16 protein-coding genes are annotated in these 17,013 nt (G+C 71.2%); 12 read left to right on the top strand and 4 right to left on the bottom strand.

What is annotated here, in order from left to right:
- Positions 1 to 40: 40 nt before the first annotated feature.
- From BDW27_RS09660 to BDW27_RS09715, 11 genes are all read left to right on the top strand, one after another.
- Entirely contained in the window at positions 41 to 2,092 is a 2,052-nt protein-coding gene (locus tag BDW27_RS09660) for a YafY family protein (RefSeq protein WP_110049046.1), read from the top strand.
- A 60-nt stretch (positions 2,093 to 2,152) separates the two neighbouring features.
- Positions 2,153 to 2,338, top strand: coding sequence for a hypothetical protein (locus tag BDW27_RS09665; protein WP_083927523.1), 186 nt, complete (start codon positions 2,153 to 2,155; stop codon positions 2,336 to 2,338).
- Between the two features lie 66 nt (positions 2,339 to 2,404).
- Positions 2,405 to 2,749 carry a Sec-independent protein translocase subunit TatA gene (gene tatA / locus BDW27_RS09670; protein ID WP_110049047.1) on the top strand — a complete coding sequence of 115 codons (345 nt, stop codon included), beginning with the start codon at positions 2,405 to 2,407 and terminating at the stop codon, positions 2,747 to 2,749.
- 149 nt (positions 2,750 to 2,898) lie between these two features.
- Positions 2,899 to 3,750, top strand: a complete 852-nt coding sequence (gene tatC / locus BDW27_RS09675; RefSeq protein WP_017544827.1) for a twin-arginine translocase subunit TatC — start codon at positions 2,899 to 2,901, stop codon at positions 3,748 to 3,750.
- 150 nt (positions 3,751 to 3,900) lie between these two features.
- The gene (locus tag BDW27_RS09680) at positions 3,901 to 4,326 is read left to right on the top strand and encodes a DUF397 domain-containing protein (protein WP_026129308.1); all 426 of its coding nucleotides are present in this window, start codon (positions 3,901 to 3,903) and stop codon (positions 4,324 to 4,326) included.
- Positions 4,327 to 4,421: 95 nt separating this feature from the next.
- Positions 4,422 to 5,318, top strand: coding sequence for a diacylglycerol kinase family protein (locus BDW27_RS09685; protein WP_017544829.1), 897 nt, complete (start codon positions 4,422 to 4,424; stop codon positions 5,316 to 5,318).
- Between the two features lie 12 nt (positions 5,319 to 5,330).
- On the top strand, positions 5,331 to 8,171 hold the full coding sequence (locus BDW27_RS09690; protein WP_110049048.1) for an RNA helicase: 2,841 nt from the start codon (positions 5,331 to 5,333) through the stop codon (positions 8,169 to 8,171).
- A 115-nt stretch (positions 8,172 to 8,286) separates the two neighbouring features.
- Positions 8,287 to 8,691 carry an aspartate 1-decarboxylase gene (panD, locus tag BDW27_RS09695; RefSeq protein WP_017544831.1) on the top strand — a complete coding sequence of 135 codons (405 nt, stop codon included), beginning with the start codon at positions 8,287 to 8,289 and terminating at the stop codon, positions 8,689 to 8,691.
- A gap of 163 nt (positions 8,692 to 8,854) precedes the next feature.
- Positions 8,855 to 9,094 (top strand): hypothetical protein, encoded by a 240-nt coding sequence (locus BDW27_RS09700; RefSeq protein ID WP_086002862.1) that lies wholly within the window; start codon positions 8,855 to 8,857, stop codon positions 9,092 to 9,094.
- Positions 9,095 to 9,168: 74 nt separating this feature from the next.
- The gene (locus BDW27_RS09705) at positions 9,169 to 10,494 is read left to right on the top strand and encodes an MFS transporter (RefSeq protein ID WP_370446471.1); all 1,326 of its coding nucleotides are present in this window, start codon (positions 9,169 to 9,171) and stop codon (positions 10,492 to 10,494) included.
- Between the two features lie 486 nt (positions 10,495 to 10,980).
- On the top strand, positions 10,981 to 11,817 hold the full coding sequence (locus tag BDW27_RS09715; RefSeq protein ID WP_110049050.1) for a DUF4352 domain-containing protein: 837 nt from the start codon (positions 10,981 to 10,983) through the stop codon (positions 11,815 to 11,817).
- Between the two features lie 39 nt (positions 11,818 to 11,856).
- On the opposite strand, the gene BDW27_RS09720 is transcribed toward BDW27_RS09715, so the two are convergent.
- The 3 genes from BDW27_RS09720 to BDW27_RS09730 all read right to left on the bottom strand — a co-directional run bounded on the left by BDW27_RS09720 (position 11,857) and on the right by BDW27_RS09730 (position 14,761).
- Complete coding sequence (locus BDW27_RS09720; RefSeq protein ID WP_110049051.1) at positions 11,857 to 12,717, bottom strand: ferric iron reductase; 861 nt, start codon at positions 12,715 to 12,717, stop codon at positions 11,857 to 11,859.
- A gap of 209 nt (positions 12,718 to 12,926) precedes the next feature.
- On the bottom strand, positions 12,927 to 13,787 hold the full coding sequence (locus BDW27_RS09725) for an ABC transporter permease (protein ID WP_110049052.1): 861 nt from the start codon (positions 13,785 to 13,787) through the stop codon (positions 12,927 to 12,929).
- Positions 13,784 to 14,761, bottom strand: a complete 978-nt coding sequence (locus BDW27_RS09730; RefSeq protein WP_110049053.1) for an ATP-binding cassette domain-containing protein — start codon at positions 14,759 to 14,761, stop codon at positions 13,784 to 13,786. Before BDW27_RS09730 ends, BDW27_RS09725 begins: the two co-directional genes overlap by 4 nt.
- 134 nt (positions 14,762 to 14,895) lie before the next feature.
- Here BDW27_RS09730 and BDW27_RS09735 point away from each other — a divergent pair, with 134 nt between their 5' ends.
- The gene (locus BDW27_RS09735; RefSeq protein ID WP_110049054.1) at positions 14,896 to 15,708 is read left to right on the top strand and encodes a TetR/AcrR family transcriptional regulator; all 813 of its coding nucleotides are present in this window, start codon (positions 14,896 to 14,898) and stop codon (positions 15,706 to 15,708) included.
- A 37-nt stretch (positions 15,709 to 15,745) separates the two neighbouring features.
- Here BDW27_RS09735 and BDW27_RS09740 read toward each other — a convergent pair whose 3' ends face one another.
- Positions 15,746 to 16,960, bottom strand: a complete 1,215-nt coding sequence (locus tag BDW27_RS09740; RefSeq protein ID WP_017544840.1) for a JmjC domain-containing protein — start codon at positions 16,958 to 16,960, stop codon at positions 15,746 to 15,748.
- Positions 16,961 to 17,013: the final 53 nt, after the last annotated feature.

The following is a 17,013-nucleotide window of genomic DNA, read 5'->3' on the forward strand; positions in this document are numbered from 1 at the left end:
ACCACAGCGGGCAACACAGCGGGCAAGGGGAGTGCGGACGATGTCGCGCAGGAAGACCGAACGGCAACTGAACCTGGTCATCTGCCTGTTGTCCACGCGGCGCCACCTGACCGCCCAGGAGATCAGGGCGACGGTGCAGGGGTACGCCGAGGCCGACACCGAGTCGGCGTTCAAACGCATGTTCGAGCGGGACAAGCGGGAGCTGCGCGACAGCGGCATCCCCATCCAGGTCGGTACCGGGGACGCCTTCAGCGGCGAGGAGGGCTACCGGATCTCCCGCTCCGACTACGAGCTGCCCGAGATCGAGCTCCTGCCCGACGAGGCGGTCGTGCTGGGCCTGGCCGCCCGCGCCTGGCGCCACGCCTCCCTGGGTGAGGCCGCCGCCAACGCCCTGTTCAAGCTCCGCTCGGCCGGGGTACCGGTGGACACGGAGGCCGCCCCGGGGCTGACCCCCGCGATGCGCACGGACGAGCCCGCCTTCGGTCCCGTGTGGCAGGCCATCCGGGACCGCCGTGCCATCTCCTTCGACTACCGCAAGCCCGGCGAGAACGGGGCCCAGCGGCGCGAGGTTGAGCCGTGGGGCATCGTCAACCTGCGCGGCCACTGGTACGTGGTCGGCCACGACCGGCTGCGCGACGCGCGCCGGGTGTTCCGCCTGGGGCGGATGCGGGGCGGGGTCACCGTGGACCGTACCGGCCCGGACGTGGTCGTTCCCGAGGGCGTGGACCTGCGCTCGGTGGTCTCCCAGCAGAGCGCCGTGCCCGAGCGCACCGCGACCCTGCGGGTGCGTACCGAGGCCGCCCACGACCTGCGCCGCCTCGCGCTGCGCGTGGTCCCGGGTGAGCGGGACAGTACCGGAGACGGCTGGGACACCCTCACCCTGCCCTACACCAGCACCACGGGACTGGTGCGGAAGGTGGCCTCACACGGCTCGCGCGCGGTGGTGGTGGAACCCGAGCCGGTCCGCGCGGCGATGGCGGACCACCTGGCCGGGGTGGTCGAGGGCACCATCGCGGCGGAGGAGGCCGACACCGCCGAGGGGCCGGACGCCGCCGACGCCCCGGCGCGCGGTCCCCGCTCCGCCGACCAGTTGCGCCGACTCCTGATGCTGGTGCCGTACGCGCTCGGCCGCGACGTGCGCGTGCCCGAGGTGGCCCGGCACTTCGGACTCAGCGAGAAGCAGGTCGTCTCCGACCTGAGCCTGCTGTGGATGTGCGGTCTGCCCGGGTACACCCCCGGCGACCTGATCGACGTGGACCTCGACGCCGCCCGCGAGACCGGCGAGATCATCATCGCCAACGCCGACACCCTGGCCCAGCCGCTGCGGCTGACCGCCGACGAGGCGGCCAGCCTGGTCGTGGGCCTGTCCCTCCTGGAGGCGTTGCCCGAGGCGCAGGGGATCGAGGGCGGTGCGCTCAAGCGGGTGGCGGAGAAGCTGCGCACGGCCGCGGGCTCGGCTGTGAGCGACCTGGCCGACGCCGTGCAGGTGCGGGTCGAGGTGGACGAGCAGGTGGCCCTGACCCAGCGGCGCTGCGCCGACGCCCTCAGCGGCGGCCAGCGCCTCCACCTGCGGTACCTGTCCGGGTACCTGGACCAGGTGACCGAACGTGACGTCGATCCCATGGGCCTGGTGGTCCAGGACGGCCAGACCTTCCTGGAGGGCTACTGCCACCTGCGCGGGGACGTGCGGCTGTTCCGCCTGGACCGGGTCCTGGAACTGACCGTGCTGCCCTTCGCCGCCCAGGTGCCGGAGGGGGTGGTCCGCCGCGACCTGTCCGCCGGGGTGCTCCAGCGCTCCGAGCGCGACGCCCTGGTGACGCTGGCACTGGAGCCCTCCGCGCGCTGGGTGACCGAGGACTACGTGTGCGAGTCGGTGACCGAGATGACCGACGGGGAGGCCCGGGCCACCCTGCGCACCCCGGCGCCCGCGTGGGTGGCCCGACTGGCGTTGTCCCTGGGACGGGAGGGGCGAGTGGTGTCACCGGCAGCCCTCGCCAAGGACGTCCGTGCCGAGGCGGAGCGGGCTCTGGAGCACTACCGTACTGTTCGAAACCGAACCGCATTGGTCGAGACCACTTCGTCTCCGGAGTGACGCGTAGCCGTTCACCGGGGGGTGGGGTACAGGTCATGACGGAAGGGATATGGTGAACCCGTGATCGCCTTCGCTGTCCTCTGCGGCGTGTTCTGCGCAGGAGTGCTCGTCGTCGGCGCCCTCGGACTGAGGGTGCGCCGCGCGGCCTCCGCGCTGTCCGAAGGGGTGACACGGGCGACGGGCGGGTACCAGGCGAGCAGCGCTGACCTGCGTGAGCGCGTCCGCCATGGCGGTGCTGGGACATGACGGCCCCGCGGACGAACGCGCGTACCATCAGAGGCGCTTGGTCGCGCCCCACAGAGAGGTAGAACCATGGGACCGTTCAACGGACCTACCATCGCCATCCTGGTGATCCTGGCCATCCTGCTGTTCGGAGCCAAGAAGCTTCCGGACCTGGCCCGTTCCCTGGGGCGCAGCGCTCGCATCCTCAAGGCCGAGAGCAAGGGCCTGGTCGACGAGGAGAACAACGAGTCCGAGGGGCAGCAGGGCGAGCAGGCCCAGCAGAACCAGCAGCAGCCGCAGCAGCAGGCCCAGCAGAACCCGGCTCCGCAGCAGAACCAGCAGCAGCCGCAGCAGCAGGGCTACCCGCAACTGCCCCCCGGTCAGCGCATCGTCAACGAGTCCGGTGAGCCGACCAACCAGACCTACAACAACTAGACCCTTCCGGTGGACCGGCGTGGTACCGGAGGGTGCCGCGCCGGTCGGCTGTCGTCCGCGGGAAGCGCCCGCCCCCGCGGCGGGCCCAAGGAGAAGAGAGTGACCGAAAGATGAGGTCCCGAAGCCGGTCGGCGAACCCGGACGCCCGGATGCCGCTCATGGACCACCTGCGCGAGCTGCGCAACAGGCTGGCCAAGGCGCTGCTCATCCTGTGCCTGGGTGCTGTGGTCGGCTTCGTCTTCTACGACCAGATCTGGGACTTCCTCACCAGGCCCTACTGTTCGCTTCCCGCCTCGCAGGTGGTCGACGGCGGCGGCTGCTCCCTGATCGTCACCGGCCCCTTCGACGCCTTCTTCGTCGCCTTCAAGGTCTGGATCTTCGTCGGAGCCCTGGTCACGGCCCCGCTCTGGCTCTACCAGCTGTGGGCCTTCGTGGCCCCGGCCCTGCACGGCAGCGAGAAGAAGTACGCCTACATCTTCGCCCCGCTGGCCGGGATCCTGTTCGTCTCCGGCGCGGCCCTGGCGTACTCGATCACCGCGCTCGCGCTCCAGATGCTCTTCGGGTTCCTGCCCGACGACGCCGACCCCTACCTCACGATCGGCGAGTACCTCAGCTACATGCTCATCATGATGAGCATGTTCGGCCTGGGCTTCGTCATGCCGCTGCTGGTGGTCCTGCTCAACATCGTCGGCATCGTCACCCACGAGGCCATCGCCAAGTGGCGCCGGGTCATCATCTTCTGCGCCTTCCTGGTCGCCGCGGTCATCACCCCGGCCGAGCCGATCTCCATGCTCGCCCTGGCCGTCCCCCTCGTGATCCTCTTCGAGATCGCCGAGGTGTTCTGCTACTTCAACGACCGTCGCAAGAAGCGCCGCGACCCCACCAGCGAGCTGGACGACGACGAGATCTCCGAGCTGGACGACCAGCTCTCGGAGCTGGACCACACCCCCGCCCCGCTCGAGGAGACTGACTCCGACGGCGGTTCCGGCAAGCGTTCCTGAGCAGCTCGGTGACGCGCTAGGGTTCGGCCGGGGGCCGTCGGCCGCCTCCCGGGCCGGGCGCGGCCGTCCGCCGGTCCGACACCGACCCGTCTCACCGCTGGGACACCAAGGAGCCTTCCCCCGAACGGGCTCCCGGACTAGGAAGTGCTGATGAGCGAGCAGACTGAGGCCAAGAGGGACCTGCCGCCCGAGGCCATGGGCAACGAGAAGTGGCACGACACCACGCACGCCGTGTGGTTGCGCTCCTCCCTGTCCAAGGAGGAATCCGAGGCGGTCGTGGAGGTCGCCGAGTTCGACGACGGCTTCCGCGCGGTGCGCGACGGCAAGTCCCCGGAGAAGGGCACCCTGTTCTTCACGCCCGCCGAGTGGGAGGCGTTCGTCCTGGGCGCCCGTGACGGTGAGTTCGACATCCCGGAGGAGTACCTCACCGAGGAGGAGATCGCGATCCAGCGCGGCGAGACCGAGGTCGAGGCGACCTGGGTTCCCTCCCCACTGAACACGCCGGAGGCGATGGAGGAGTACCATCGCCGCCAACGTGAGGAATCCGAGCGGAAGTCCACGACCGAGGACGACTGACCGGAGCACCCACACCCGGGCGCGCGGGTGTACGGGCTCCTCACCTGACCCCGTACACCCTTCGTTCCCAAATGTGGGTAGCTAAGGACCGGCATATGTCCCCTCATATCGCCCTTCTGGTCAACCCGGCCTCCGGCCGACGCCGCGCCGCCGTCATCGCGGTGAGGCTGAAGGAGGCCCTGCGCGCCCAGGGCGCGCGCGTTCACGTCTACACCGGCCGTTCGGCCGCGGACAGCCGCAGGCTGGCCAGGTTGGCCGCCGCGGACCGCCCCGACGCACTGGTCGCGGTGGGCGGTGACGGCCTGGTACACCAGGTTCTTCAGGGCGTCGTCGGCAGCGGCGTCCCCCTCGCGGTCATCCCGGCGGGCAGCGGCAACGACGTGGCCCGCGCCTTCGGAGTCCCCAAGGGTTCGCCCGATCAGATCGCCGAGGCGATCCTGGCCGGACGCACCCGCGCCAGCGACGTCGTCCGCCTGACCACCGCGGACGGCCGGCAGCGGTACTACATGAGCGTTCTGGCCTGCGGTTTCGACGCCCGGGTCAATGAACGGGTGAACAACTTCCGGTTCGGGATGGGCCGGTTCGGCTACCTCATCGGGATCGTCGCCGAACTCCGTTCGTTCAGGCCCATCGACTTCGAGGTCGACGTCGACGACGAGCGGATCGCCGAACCCGGCATGCTCGTGGCGGTCGGCAACACCAGTGCCTACGGCGGCGGCATGCACGTGTGCGCCGACGCCGTCCCCGACGACGGGCTGCTCGACGTGGTCTTCGTGAAGCACGGGTCGCTCGGCCGCTTCCTGCGCCTGTTCCCCCGGGTCTTCGCCGGCAGCCACCTGGGACTGGACGAGGTGGTCTTCCGGCGGGGGCGCTCCGTCACCATCCGGGGTGAGGCGGGGACCGCCTACGCCGACGGGGAACCGACGGGCGCACCGACACTCGTGTGCGAGGTGGTGCCGAAGTCGGTCGAGATGTTGGACCTGACCTCATAGGCTGGCAATCCTATGAGTAGTCACTCCGAGCGTTACGCCGCCTTCCGCAGGCGCCAGAGCGCCTCCAGCGCCGCGATCGAGGCCTTCCAGGGGCTGTACGGGTTCGAGTTCGACCCCTTCCAGATCAGGGCCTGCAAGGCCCTGGAGAGCGGACACGGGGTGCTGGTCGCCGCGCCGACCGGTTCCGGTAAGACCGTGGTCGGCGAGTTCGCCGTGCACCAGGCCCTCAACGAGGGCACCAAGTGCTTCTACACCACGCCGATCAAGGCCCTGTCCAACCAGAAGTACAACGACCTGGTCAGGCGCTACGGCGCCGACCAGGTCGGTCTGCTCACCGGTGACAACAGCGTCAACGGCGAGGCGCCCGTGGTCGTCATGACCACCGAGGTGCTGCGCAACATGCTGTACGAGGGTTCGTCCACCCTGGGCGGGCTGGCCTACGTGGTCATGGACGAGGTGCACTACCTCGCCGACCGCTTCCGGGGCGCGGTCTGGGAGGAGGTGATCATCCACCTCCCCGAGTCGGTGCGGATGGTCGCGCTGTCCGCGACCGTCAGCAACGCCGAGGAGTTCGGCGAGTGGCTCCAGCAGGTGCGCGGCGACACCACGGTGATCGTCGACGAGAAGCGGCCCGTCCCGCTGTGGCAGCACGTGATGGTGGGCAGGCGCATCCACGACCTGTTCGTCGACGAGCAGCCGGAGGAGACCGGCGTGGACGAGGAGGAGGGCGGCGGCAGGAGCAGGCGAAGGCGCGAACGCCGCAGGGCCCAGCACCAGCGTCCACGCGAGATCCAGGTGGGCGGGCGCAAGCTGCTCATCAACCCGTACCTGACCCGCACCGCCGAGGACGACGCCCGCACCACCCAGCTGGCCAACCGGCGCAGGCACCCGCAGACCCGTGCCCGGGGCAACGTGCGTCCGCGCACCCGCTTCGCCCCGCCGTCACGGCCGATGATCATCGAGGAGCTGGACGCGGAGGGCCTGCTCCCCGCGATCACCTTCATCTTCAGCCGGGCCGGATGCGACGACGCCGTGCGCCAGTGCGTGGCCTCCGGGCTGGTGCTCACCACCCCGGACGAGGCGGCGTACATCCGCGAGTACGCGGAGTCGCGGTGCGCGGACATCCCGCGCGCGGACCTGACCGTGCTCGGATTCGACTCCTGGCTGCGCGCCCTGGAGGCGGGCATCTCCGCGCACCACGCGGGGATGCTGCCCACCTTCAAGGAGATCGTGGAGCACCTGTTCTCGCGCGGGCTGATCCGGGCGGTCTTCGCCACCGAGACCCTGGCCCTGGGCATCAACATGCCCGCGCGCACGGTCGTGATCGAGAAGCTCGACAAGTGGAACGGCGAGACGCACGCCTCGCTCACCCCCGGCGAGTACACCCAGCTCACCGGGCGTGCCGGTCGACGGGGTATCGACGTCGAGGGGCACGCGGTCGTCGTGTGGCAGGCGGGGACCGACCCCGAGTCGGTGGCCAGCCTCGCGGGCACCCGCACCTACCCGCTCAACTCCAGCTTCCAGCCCTCCTACAACATGGCGGTGAACCTGGTCGGCCAGGTCGGCCGCCAGCGCAGCCGGAACATGCTGGAGGCCTCCTTCGCCCAGTTCCAGGCCGACCGCGCCGTGGTGGGCCTGGTCAAGCAACTGCGCAAGCACGAGGAGGCCCTGGAGGGCTACGCCGAGGCGGCGGAGTGCCACCTGGGTGACTTCATGGAGTACGCGGCCCTGCGGCGGGCCCTGAGCGACCGCGAGACCATGCTGGCCAGGAACCGTTCGGCCGAGCGCCGCGACGAGGCCCTGGAGAGCCTGGAGCGACTGCGCCCGGGCGACATCATCCGCATCCCGGCCGGACGCTACTCCGGACACGCCGTCGTCCTGGACCCGGGCCTGCGCCACGATCTGCCCGCGCCCCTGGTGCTCACCGTCGACAAGCAGGTCAAGCGGGTCAACTCCAGCGACTTCCCGGTTCCGGTGCACCCCTCGGGGCGCATGCGCATCCCCAAGTCGTTCTCCGCGCGCTCGCCGCGTTCACGCACGGACCTGGCCTCCACCCTGCGCAACAAGCTCAAGGAGCGGGGGAGCGACCCGTCCTTCGAGCGGGGCGGGCGCCGGGGCGCCCAGGAGGACCCGGAGATCCAGCGGCTGCGCGCGGACCTCAAGGAACACCCGTGCCACGGTTGCTCCGACCGCGAGGACCACGCCCGCTGGGCGGAGCGGTACTTCCGCCTCCAGAAGGAGACCGACGCGCTGCGCCGCCGCGTGGAGGGCCGTTCGCACGTCATCTCCCGCACCTTCGACAGGGTGTGCGGTGTGCTGGAGGACCTGGAGTACCTCTCCGGCGACGACGTCTCCGCGGACGGCGGCAAGCTCGCCAAGATCTACTCCGAGCTCGACCTGCTGGTCGCCGAGTGCCTGCGCCGGGGTGTGTGGGACGAACTGAACCCGGTGGAACTGGCGTCCTGCGCGGCCGCACTGGTCTACGAGGCCCGGCGGGGTGACGACGCCTACCCGAGGCTGCCCGAGGGGAAGGTCGAGGAGGCCCTGACCGAGATGACGCGGCTGTGGGGCCAGCTCAACGAGGTCGAGTCCCGGCACCGGGTGTCGTTCCTGCGCCAGCCCGACCTCGGATTCGTGTGGACCGCGCACCGCTGGGCGCGCGGCGACCGGCTCGACGCGATCCTGCGCCAGTCCGACATGACCGCGGGCGACTTCGTGCGCACCGCGAAGATGCTCGTGGACATGCTCAGCCAGATCGCGGGGGCCGCCGCCGACCCGCATGTGCGCGGCAACGCCCGCAGGGCCGCCGACCTCGTCCGGCGCGGAGTGGTGGCCTACTCCTCCTTCAACTAGGCGTCGGGGCGCCCCGGTGGTCAAACCGGGTCATACGGGGCGCGATCATGGGATACGCACGGGACCCCTCCGGGGGCCTGTAGTCCGCGACACATCCTGAAACGAGGCTTCGTCCATGCTGCGCACCCTCATGAACGGCAAGATCCACCGCGCGACGGTCACCCAGGCCGACCTGCACTACGTGGGGTCGGTCACCATCGACGCCGACCTGATGGACGCCGCCGACATCGTCGACGGCGAGCAGGTTCACATCGTCGACATCGACAACGGTGCCCGCCTGGTCACCTACGCCCTGGTCGGTGAGCGGGGGAGCGGAGTCATCGGGATCAACGGCGCCGCCGCGCGCCTGGTGAGCCCCGGCGACCTGGTCATCATCATCGGCTACGCCCAGGTGGACGAGCGGGAGAGGGCCGACCACGTCCAGCACGTCGTGCACGTGGACGGTGAGAACCGGATCGTCGCGCTGGGCAACGACCCCGCCGAGCCGGTCCCGGGCAGCGACACCATCGCTGGTCGCTGACCGACACGCACCACACGACGCCCGTGTCAGCGCACGGGCGTCGTTTGTGCGTCGGGGTGCGGATCGGGCCGTCGGAACGGTGGCGAAACGCGCGGAAAGACCCTCAGAATGGCCGGTTCCGGCCTGATCGGACATGCGGGTCCCGGGTATGTCCAGGGGCGCCATGGACGAACGGGACGAGGAGCGGCGCCGGGTCGCCGAACACATCGAGTGGCAGAAGCAGGGTGCTTGGGTCGTCCTCTGGGGTCCCTACACCCGGCGTTTCTGGGCGTTCGCCTGCTGGCCGGTCATCCCCGCGGGCGGGGTGGTGGTACACGCCGACGGCCCCGACCTGCTCTACGCGGAGATGCGCTACGTCGAACGCGAGCACGACTTCCTGCGGTGGCGCTACGGGCGGGGCTGAGTCAACGCTGGCCGAATGTGACCGGCGATCTGGCCCGAACCGGAGCCGAGGACTACGATTCATCCGTTGGCCGGATGAATCGGAGAATCCACCTCGTGTCCACACAAACCAGCCGGAACGGGGAGCCCCTCACCGAGTCGGCACGGTCCCGCCTGCAACGACGCACCGTCCTGGTGCTCATGCTCGCCCAGGTCGTCGGCAGCATCGGGATGGGCGCCATGCTGGCCGTGGGCGCGCTCATCGCCCTCGACCTCAGCGGTTCGGACGCGTGGTCGGGGATGGCCACCACCATGATCACCCTGGGCGCGGCCGCGTTCGCCCTGCCCCTGGCCTCACTGGCCGCCCGGAGCGGTCGCCGTCCCGGCCTGGCCCTGGGCTGGTTCTTCGGAGCGCTGGGCGGGACCGTGGTCATCGCCGCCACGCTCCTGGACCTCTTCGCCCTCTTCCTGCTCGGCATGCTCCTGATCGGTGCCGGGACCGCCACCAACCTCCAGGCCCGGCACGCCGCCGCCGATCTGGCCACCGAACGTACCCGGGGCCGCGACCTGTCCGTGGTGGTGTGGGCGACCACCGTGGGTTCGGTGGTGGGCCCCAACCTCATCGGCCCGACCGGAGGCCTGGCCGTCCTCCTGGGCCTGCCGGACCTTCTGGGGCCGGTGCTGCTCACCACGGCCGGGTTCCTCGGCGGGGCCGTGGTCATCGTGATCCTGCTGCGCCCCGACCCGCTGCTGACCGCGGCCGCCGAGGCGGCCCGGGACGACGCCGACCAGGGGAGGGCGCGCAGGGGCGGGGTCGGGCTGGCCGACGCGCTGCGGGCCATCGGCCGTACCCCCTCGGCGCTCCTCGCGGTGGTGGGGGTCGTGGCCAGTCACACGGTGATGGTCTCGGTGATGACCATGACACCGGTGCACCTGACGCACCACGGCGCGGAACTCACCGTGATCGGACTGACCATCTCCCTGCACATCGCCGGGATGTACGGCCTCTCCCCGTTGGTGGGCTGGCTCGCGGACCGCTTCGGCCGCACGCCCACGCTCCTGGCCGGACAGGTGATCCTGCTGGTGGCCGCCGCCGTCGCCGGAACGGCCGGACACAGTGAGCCCCTGGTGACCACCGGACTCGTCCTGCTCGGGGTGGGCTGGTCCTTCGGGCTGGTCTCGGCCAGCGCGCTGTTGGCCGAGTCACTGCCCGCCGAGGTCCGCCCCCGCGCGCAGGGATTCAGTGACCTGGCGATGAACCTGGGGGCCGCCTCGGCCGCCGCCGTGTCCGGCGTGGTCCTGGCGACGGTGGGGTTCGGGGGACTGAACCTGTTCGCCGCCCTGTTCACCGTCCCGGTGTTCCTGCTCGCGCTCCGGGCTCGGGGCAAACACTTCCGGACCTTTACCGGAAACGCCCGGTGAGCTCCGCTCCGGCCCTCCTTCGCACGGTTACGGTGCGGTTCTGAAGTGCCCGCTGGTTCGTTCGGCGGGACCGTGCCGCTGGACGAAGGGGTGTTCTGGGTGAGTGATCGGGAGCCCGAGGAGGGTGCCGGTGAGCGGCCGGACCAGGATCCGGTCAACCACCACCCACCGGAGGAGTGGCGCCCGGGGGACCCCGGCGATCCGATCGAGGGCGGGCCGCAGCCGCCCGGGGAACCCCGGCACGGACCCGCTCCCGGCGGAGCGCACCGGCAGGGTACCCCGTGGTGGGGACAGCCGTCCCACACGCCCCCTCCCGTGGGGCCGTATCCGGGTGGGGCGCTGCACGGCGGACCACCTCCGTCCGGGGGCCCACCTCCGTCCGAGGGCGCGACTCCGCTCGGGGGACCGCTTCCGCCCGGGGGACCGCTTCCGGGCGATCACCCACCCGGTGCCCCTCGCTTCGATGCGCCCTCGGGAGGACAGCCCGTGTGGTGGCAACCTCCGGGCGGCCAGTCCCCCAACGGCCACGCCTCGGAGGCCCAGTGGGGTGAGGGTCCCCCTTACGGTCCGCCACCGGGCGAGCCGCAACCGTCCGGGGGCGAACCGGACCCGGCGAGCCCCGGTGAGTACTCCCAGGGGCCCAGCGGCCCGGGAAGCGCGGGGTACGAGCGCGAGGGGTTCGCGCCCGGCTACGGCGGCTACCCGAACGAACCGGTCAACTACGGTGCCCAGGGCGGCTACGGGCCGCCCGGGGGCTATCCCCCCGGCGGTTACGGACCTCCGGGCCAGGGCGGTTACGGGCCGCCGCCATCGAAACCGACTCCCTGGGGCAAGATCATCGGGATCGGCTGCGGTGTCCTGCTCCTCCTGCTCCTCGCACTGGGCGGCTGTGCGGCGGTGGCGCTGGTGCTGGCGGACCGCGGCGCGCCCAGCGGCGGCGGTGATCCGGGGGTCGAACGGACGGAGGACGGAGAGCCCGGCGGGGAGGTGCCCTCGGAGGCGGATCTGACCGCCACCGCCACCGAGTTCGAGCCCAGCTCGCTCTACGTGGAGGGCGAGTTCACCAGCGTAGAGGTGACCGTCGCCAACACCGGCTCGGACGCCCTGGACGTCAATCCGCTCTACTTCGTGGTGGTGGACACCGAGGGGACGGAGCACAGTCCGGGCGACGCGATCGCGATGGACGCCAACGAGCTCGGCGTGCAGACCCTGGACCCCGGTCAGACCGCCAACGGCTCGATCACCGTCGTCGGTGACATCGAGCCGGAACGGGTCCTCTTCGAGCCCTACTTCACCGGTCCGGTGGAGGTTCCGGTGACCTGAGCGGCGGCGCGCCGGGTACGCGGTGAAGGAGAGGTCCTGTCAGGGGGCGAGCGCGGGGTCGCGCAGCCACTCGGACAGGGCCTCCTTGCGTTCGCTGTCGCACTTGAGCGGGCAGGTGGTGCAGAAGCCGTGCTCGGGGTCGCCCTTGTAGTCGAAGCAGCAGGTGCCGCGGACCGCCCAGGTGCCCCGGGGGTGGTCGGGAGCGAACGGGAACAGGCGCGGACGCTTGCGGGTGACGGCCCCCGCCTCGACCACCGCGTCGCCGAGCCGGGTAGCCAGATCCCAGGCCTGTTCGGCGTCCTGGCCGAGGTAGCGGGCCGGGTTGAGCATGTAGAAGTGCATGGTGTCCAGGACCCAGCCCCACAGGGTGCGCTTGCCCGCGCGTGAGTGCGCGTGCAGGGTCTCGATCAGGGGTTCGACGGTGGCGAAGAGGGCCTCGGCGACCAGGCGCAGCTGTTCGTCCTCGTCGCGGGCGATCACGGTGTCGGGGTGGTCGGCCGCGGGGTCGTCCGGCAGGACCACGGTGCGCGGGTCCACCACGGTGGGCGTGCCGAACCTGCTCCGGGCGGTGTCCCAGGGCAGGTAGAGGGTGTCGGGGGTGAGCAGCGGGCCGCGTCCGGTGAGGTAGAGGCAGGCGGCCACCAGGAAGACGGGTTCGCGCAGGGTGACCCGCAGGAAGTTGGTGGCGGCGGGGAGCCGGTGACCGGGACCGTGCTCGGTCCGGAGCTTGTCGAACAGGACGGGCAGCCAGCCGTACCCGGTCATCGAGGCGACACTGTGGAACTGGACGCCGTCCACCGGTCGGCCGTGAAGCTGCTCGGAGTCCGTGAACTCGGGCAGCGGCGCGAACTTCAGCCGCGCGCGGACGCCGAGGAGGGCGTCGAGCGGATCTGGAGTCACCTGGAAACCCTTCGTCGCGGAGCGGAACCGACAGGTCCGGGGCGTGCGGCCGCAGCGGCCGCCGGACGGGGTCGGGTTCACTTGCGCCTGTGAAGTGAGGCTATCCTAACCAGCCCGGCGGTGGCAATGCGTCAGCCTGGACGTTTGCCGAATCCTGGACACCGAGTGCCCCGGGCCATGACCGCACCACGGGTGCGGGGCCCGCGCTTTCACAGACTCAGGGCACGGAAGCGGCGCAGTGACAGCGGGACGCACACGGCCACCAGCAGCGCGGGCACAGCCAGGGCCAGGAAGAGCGCGTTCTGCGCCGCCCAGGTGTCCGAGGGCAGCACCTGGTTGCCGAACAGTTCCCGGGTGGCGGTGACCACGGCGGACAACGGGTTCCACTCCGCGATCGGGGCCAGCCACGACGGCATCGCGGTCGACGGCAGGAAGCTCGTGGAGAGCATGCTCAGCGGGAACGCCAGCGGGTAGACGAGCATGCTCGCCGTGTCCGGGTTGGCCGCGTACAGGCCGACCAGGACCCCGACCCACACCAGGGCGAACCGGAAGAACAGGAGCAGGCCCAGGGCGGCCAGCGCACCACCGAGGCCGTCCTCGAAGCGCCAGCCGATCAGGGCGCCGCAGCCCAAGAGCAGCACGATCTCCAGCACGGCGCGCAGCATGTCGGTGAGTGTGCGGGCCCCGAGGATCGCCATCGGTGCCATGGGCATGGAACGGAAGCGGCTCATGACGTCGCGCGCGGTGTCGCGGGCGATCCCGGCCGAGGTCCCGGCGATCCCGTAGAGCATGACCATCGCCAGCATGGCGGGCACCAGGAACGTGCGGTAGTCCTCGGCTCCGGTATCCGACATGACGTCGCCGAACACGTACCCGAACAGCAGGACCATCAGCAGCGGCATGCTGATCGCGATGGCGAGCTCGAAGGGGTCGCGGACCATGTGCCGCAGGTTGCGCTGGCTCAGGACCAGGACGTCGGTCCAGACCTTGCCGCGTGGGCCGGTGGCCTGGTGGGGTCGGCGCGTCGCGCTCCGCGTGGTCCGGGTCGGAGAGGTGGTGCTCGCGGTCATCGGGAGGCCTCCTTGGCGGTGGTCACGGTCTCGGTCCCGGTCAGGCCCAGGAAGACTTCGTCGAGGCTGGGCCGGCGCACCCCGAGGTCGGTGATCCGCAGGTCGGAGCCGTCCAGAGCGCGCACGGCCCCGGTCAGTGCGGCCATCCGGTCCTCGACGGGCACGCTGACCCGCCGCTCGCCGGGATGGACCCGGGCGGGCGCGGACAGCGCCGCACCGAGCAGGTCGGCGACGGAGGACAGGTCGGCCGGGTCGTGCACGTGGACGTCCAGGCGGTCCCCGCCCACCTGGGACTTCAGGGAGTCCGGGGTGCCCTCGGCGATCACCCGGCCGTGGTCGATGACGGCGACGCGGTCGGCGAGCTGGTCGGCCTCCTCCAGATACTGCGTGGTGAGCAGCACGGTGGCTCCGCCGGCGACGAGCTCGCGCACGGCCTCCCACACCTGGATGCGGCTGCGCGGGTCCAGTCCGGTGGTGGGTTCGTCCAGGAACAGGATGCGGGGCTCCTGGATCAGGCTGACCGCCAGGTCGAGGCGGCGGCGCATCCCGCCGGAGTAGCCGCTGGCCGGGCGGTCGGCGGCGTCGACGAGGGCGAACCGCTCCAGGAGTTCCCGAGCGCGTTCACGGGCGCCGGTCCGGTCGAACCCGTACAGGCGGGAGAACATCACGAGGTTCTCGCGGGCCGTGAGGATCTCGTCGACGGACGCGTACTGGCCGGTCAGGCCGATGACGGACCGGACCAGCTCCGGTTTCTCGAGCACGTCGTGGCCGCCGACGGTGGCGGTGCCCGCATCCGGCCGCAGGAGTGTGGACAGGGCGCGCACGGCGGTGGTCTTGCCCGCTCCGTTGGGCCCGAGCAGGCCGAGGACGGTGCCGGGGGCGACGGTGAGGTCGAGCCCGTCCAGGGCCCGCGTGTCGCCGTAGCGCTTGTGGAGTCCCCTGGCCCTGACGGCCGGGGGCGACGATGGACCCATGGTTGTGTACCTCATAAACTGTGTATCAGATAAGCGGATATGTTTAAGTGATACACAGTTCTAGGATGGGTGTCAACCAAGACGGGGGTCACAGCGGCGGCCCCCACACGGGCGGTACCGACGACTGGTGGGGTATGACGAGCGAAGAACGGCCGACGACGGGGTCGACCCGGGAGATCGACCTCCTCTGGGGGCTGCCGGAGGCCCCCAGGCGAGGTCCCAAGCCCAGGCTCAGCCGCACGGCGATCGTCGACGCCGCCGTGGAGGTGGCGGACGCGGAGGGACTGGACGCCGTCTCCATGCAGCGCGTGGCCCGGGAGCTCGGGTACACGACCATGTCGCTCTACCGTCACGTGGACAGCAAGGAGGACCTGCTCCTCCTGATGCTGGACGCCGCCATGACCGAGCGCCCCGCCGGGCCCCGGGACGACGGCGACTGGAGGGCCGGGGTCGAGGAGTGGTGCCACGGGGCGCTCGCCCAGTACCGTCGACACCCCTGGGCCGCCTACGTCCCCCAGTCCGGACCCCCGAGCGGTCCCGGCGGGCTCCGCTGGATGGAGGCCGGGCTCCGGGAGGTCTCCGCCTCCGGGCTGAACGCCCCCGAGTCGCTCCAGATCCTGCTGCTGCTGACGTACTCCCTCAGGGACCTGTTCCGGATGGAACAGGACCTGACGCGCGCGGCCCGAACACGCGGCGTCACCATGGAGGAGAACGAGAACGGATGGGTCCAGGGACTGCGCCGGGTGATGGACCCCGAGGAGTTCCCGACCATCCTGTGGACCCTGGACCAGGGCACCTTCACCGAGGATCCCCCTGGCTACTCCGAGGACCAGGGGCCGCTGGGCGGCCTCGACTTCGCCATCCAGCGCATCCTCGACGGGGTCGAGGCCCACGTGGGGTCCGGCCGAAAGGACGCAACGGAGGACCGGGACCCCGGTCGGTCCTGACGGGCCGAGGGGCGGGACGCACCCGCCCCTCCCGTCCTCAGCGCACCAGCACCAGGTGGTGACGGGCCAGCGCGGCCACGACCTGGGCGCACACCGGCGCCTCCACACCCGCGCGCTCGGCCAGCCCCGCCACGGACAGCTCCCGGTGTTCGGCGAGCGCCTCCAGGACCGGCTCCGCCACCACGGGGAGCCGGTACCGCTTCCCGGCGACGGTGACCACGACCCGGGCGTCCCCGCCCTCACCCTCCCGCTCCACCGGGGGCGGCAGGATCGGGACGAACTCCACCCGTGCGTGCTCCGGTGGCACACCGTCCTCCACCGGCCAGGGCAGGGAGAACGACGTGCGCCGGGGGAACCGGGCGTCCCGCTCGGCGAGGAAGGTGTCCAGGTCCAGGCTCTCGGCCAGCTCCGTGATCCGGGCGACCAGCTCGTGCCGGTGCTTACGGCGCGAGTCCGGGTCGGCGAAGCGGGGCAGGTCCCGGCGGAACGCCTCCTCCGCGAACAGCCCGCGCACCAGCGCGTCGGCCCAGTCGATCCCGGTCGCCCGGGTGAAACCGAAGGTGAGGTGCATGCTCACCTCACCGGTACCGGTCACCGTGTGCCACCAACCGCGCGGCACGTGGATCACCTGACCCGGCCGCAGCACCCCCTCCCACACCAGGTGCAGCTCGCCGTCGGCGTCGCGGGGCGGGGTGTGCGCGTGGTCGGTGTCGTTCTTCATCGGGTACGGGCGCGAACCGGGACCGTGCACCTGCCAGTGCTTCGTCCCCTCCACCTGCACGATCACCGTGTCGTGGTCGTCCCAGTGGGTGTCGAATCCCCGGGACTCACCCCAGATCAGGTACAGGTTGGTCTGCGCGCGCTCCCGGGTCAGACGCATGAGGTCGTCGGCGGCGGCGCCGACCGGCGGGTGCATCCGGTCGATGCCGTCCAGCACCAGGCTCGCCCCGGCGCGCAGCTCCCGGTACAGCGACTCCGGGCGCACGATCCGGCGTTCGGTCCGCGAGACCCTGGCGCGATCGGTGTAGCGGTCCAGCGGTACCGGCGATCCGTCCTTGTGCAGCCGTAGCCGGGGCGGTTCCGGGGCGCTCTCGGCCAACAGGCCGTTGAGGTCGTCGAAGGTCAGGAGCGAACGCACGGCGTCCGCGCCCAGGTCGGCGAAGACGAACTCCTCCGACAAGCGGGTGGTGAGTGCGTCGCGGCCCACGACGTCGCACAGGGTTCGGGTGAACAGGCTGCCGGGATCGGTCACGGCTGTCCCCTTTCCGGGGGTCGGACGTTGCGGTTCGTGCGGGCGCGCGGAGG

This window comes from Nocardiopsis sp. L17-MgMaSL7 (assembly GCF_003182025.1).
Lineage (GTDB): Bacteria > Actinomycetota > Actinomycetes > Streptosporangiales > Streptosporangiaceae > Nocardiopsis > Nocardiopsis prasina.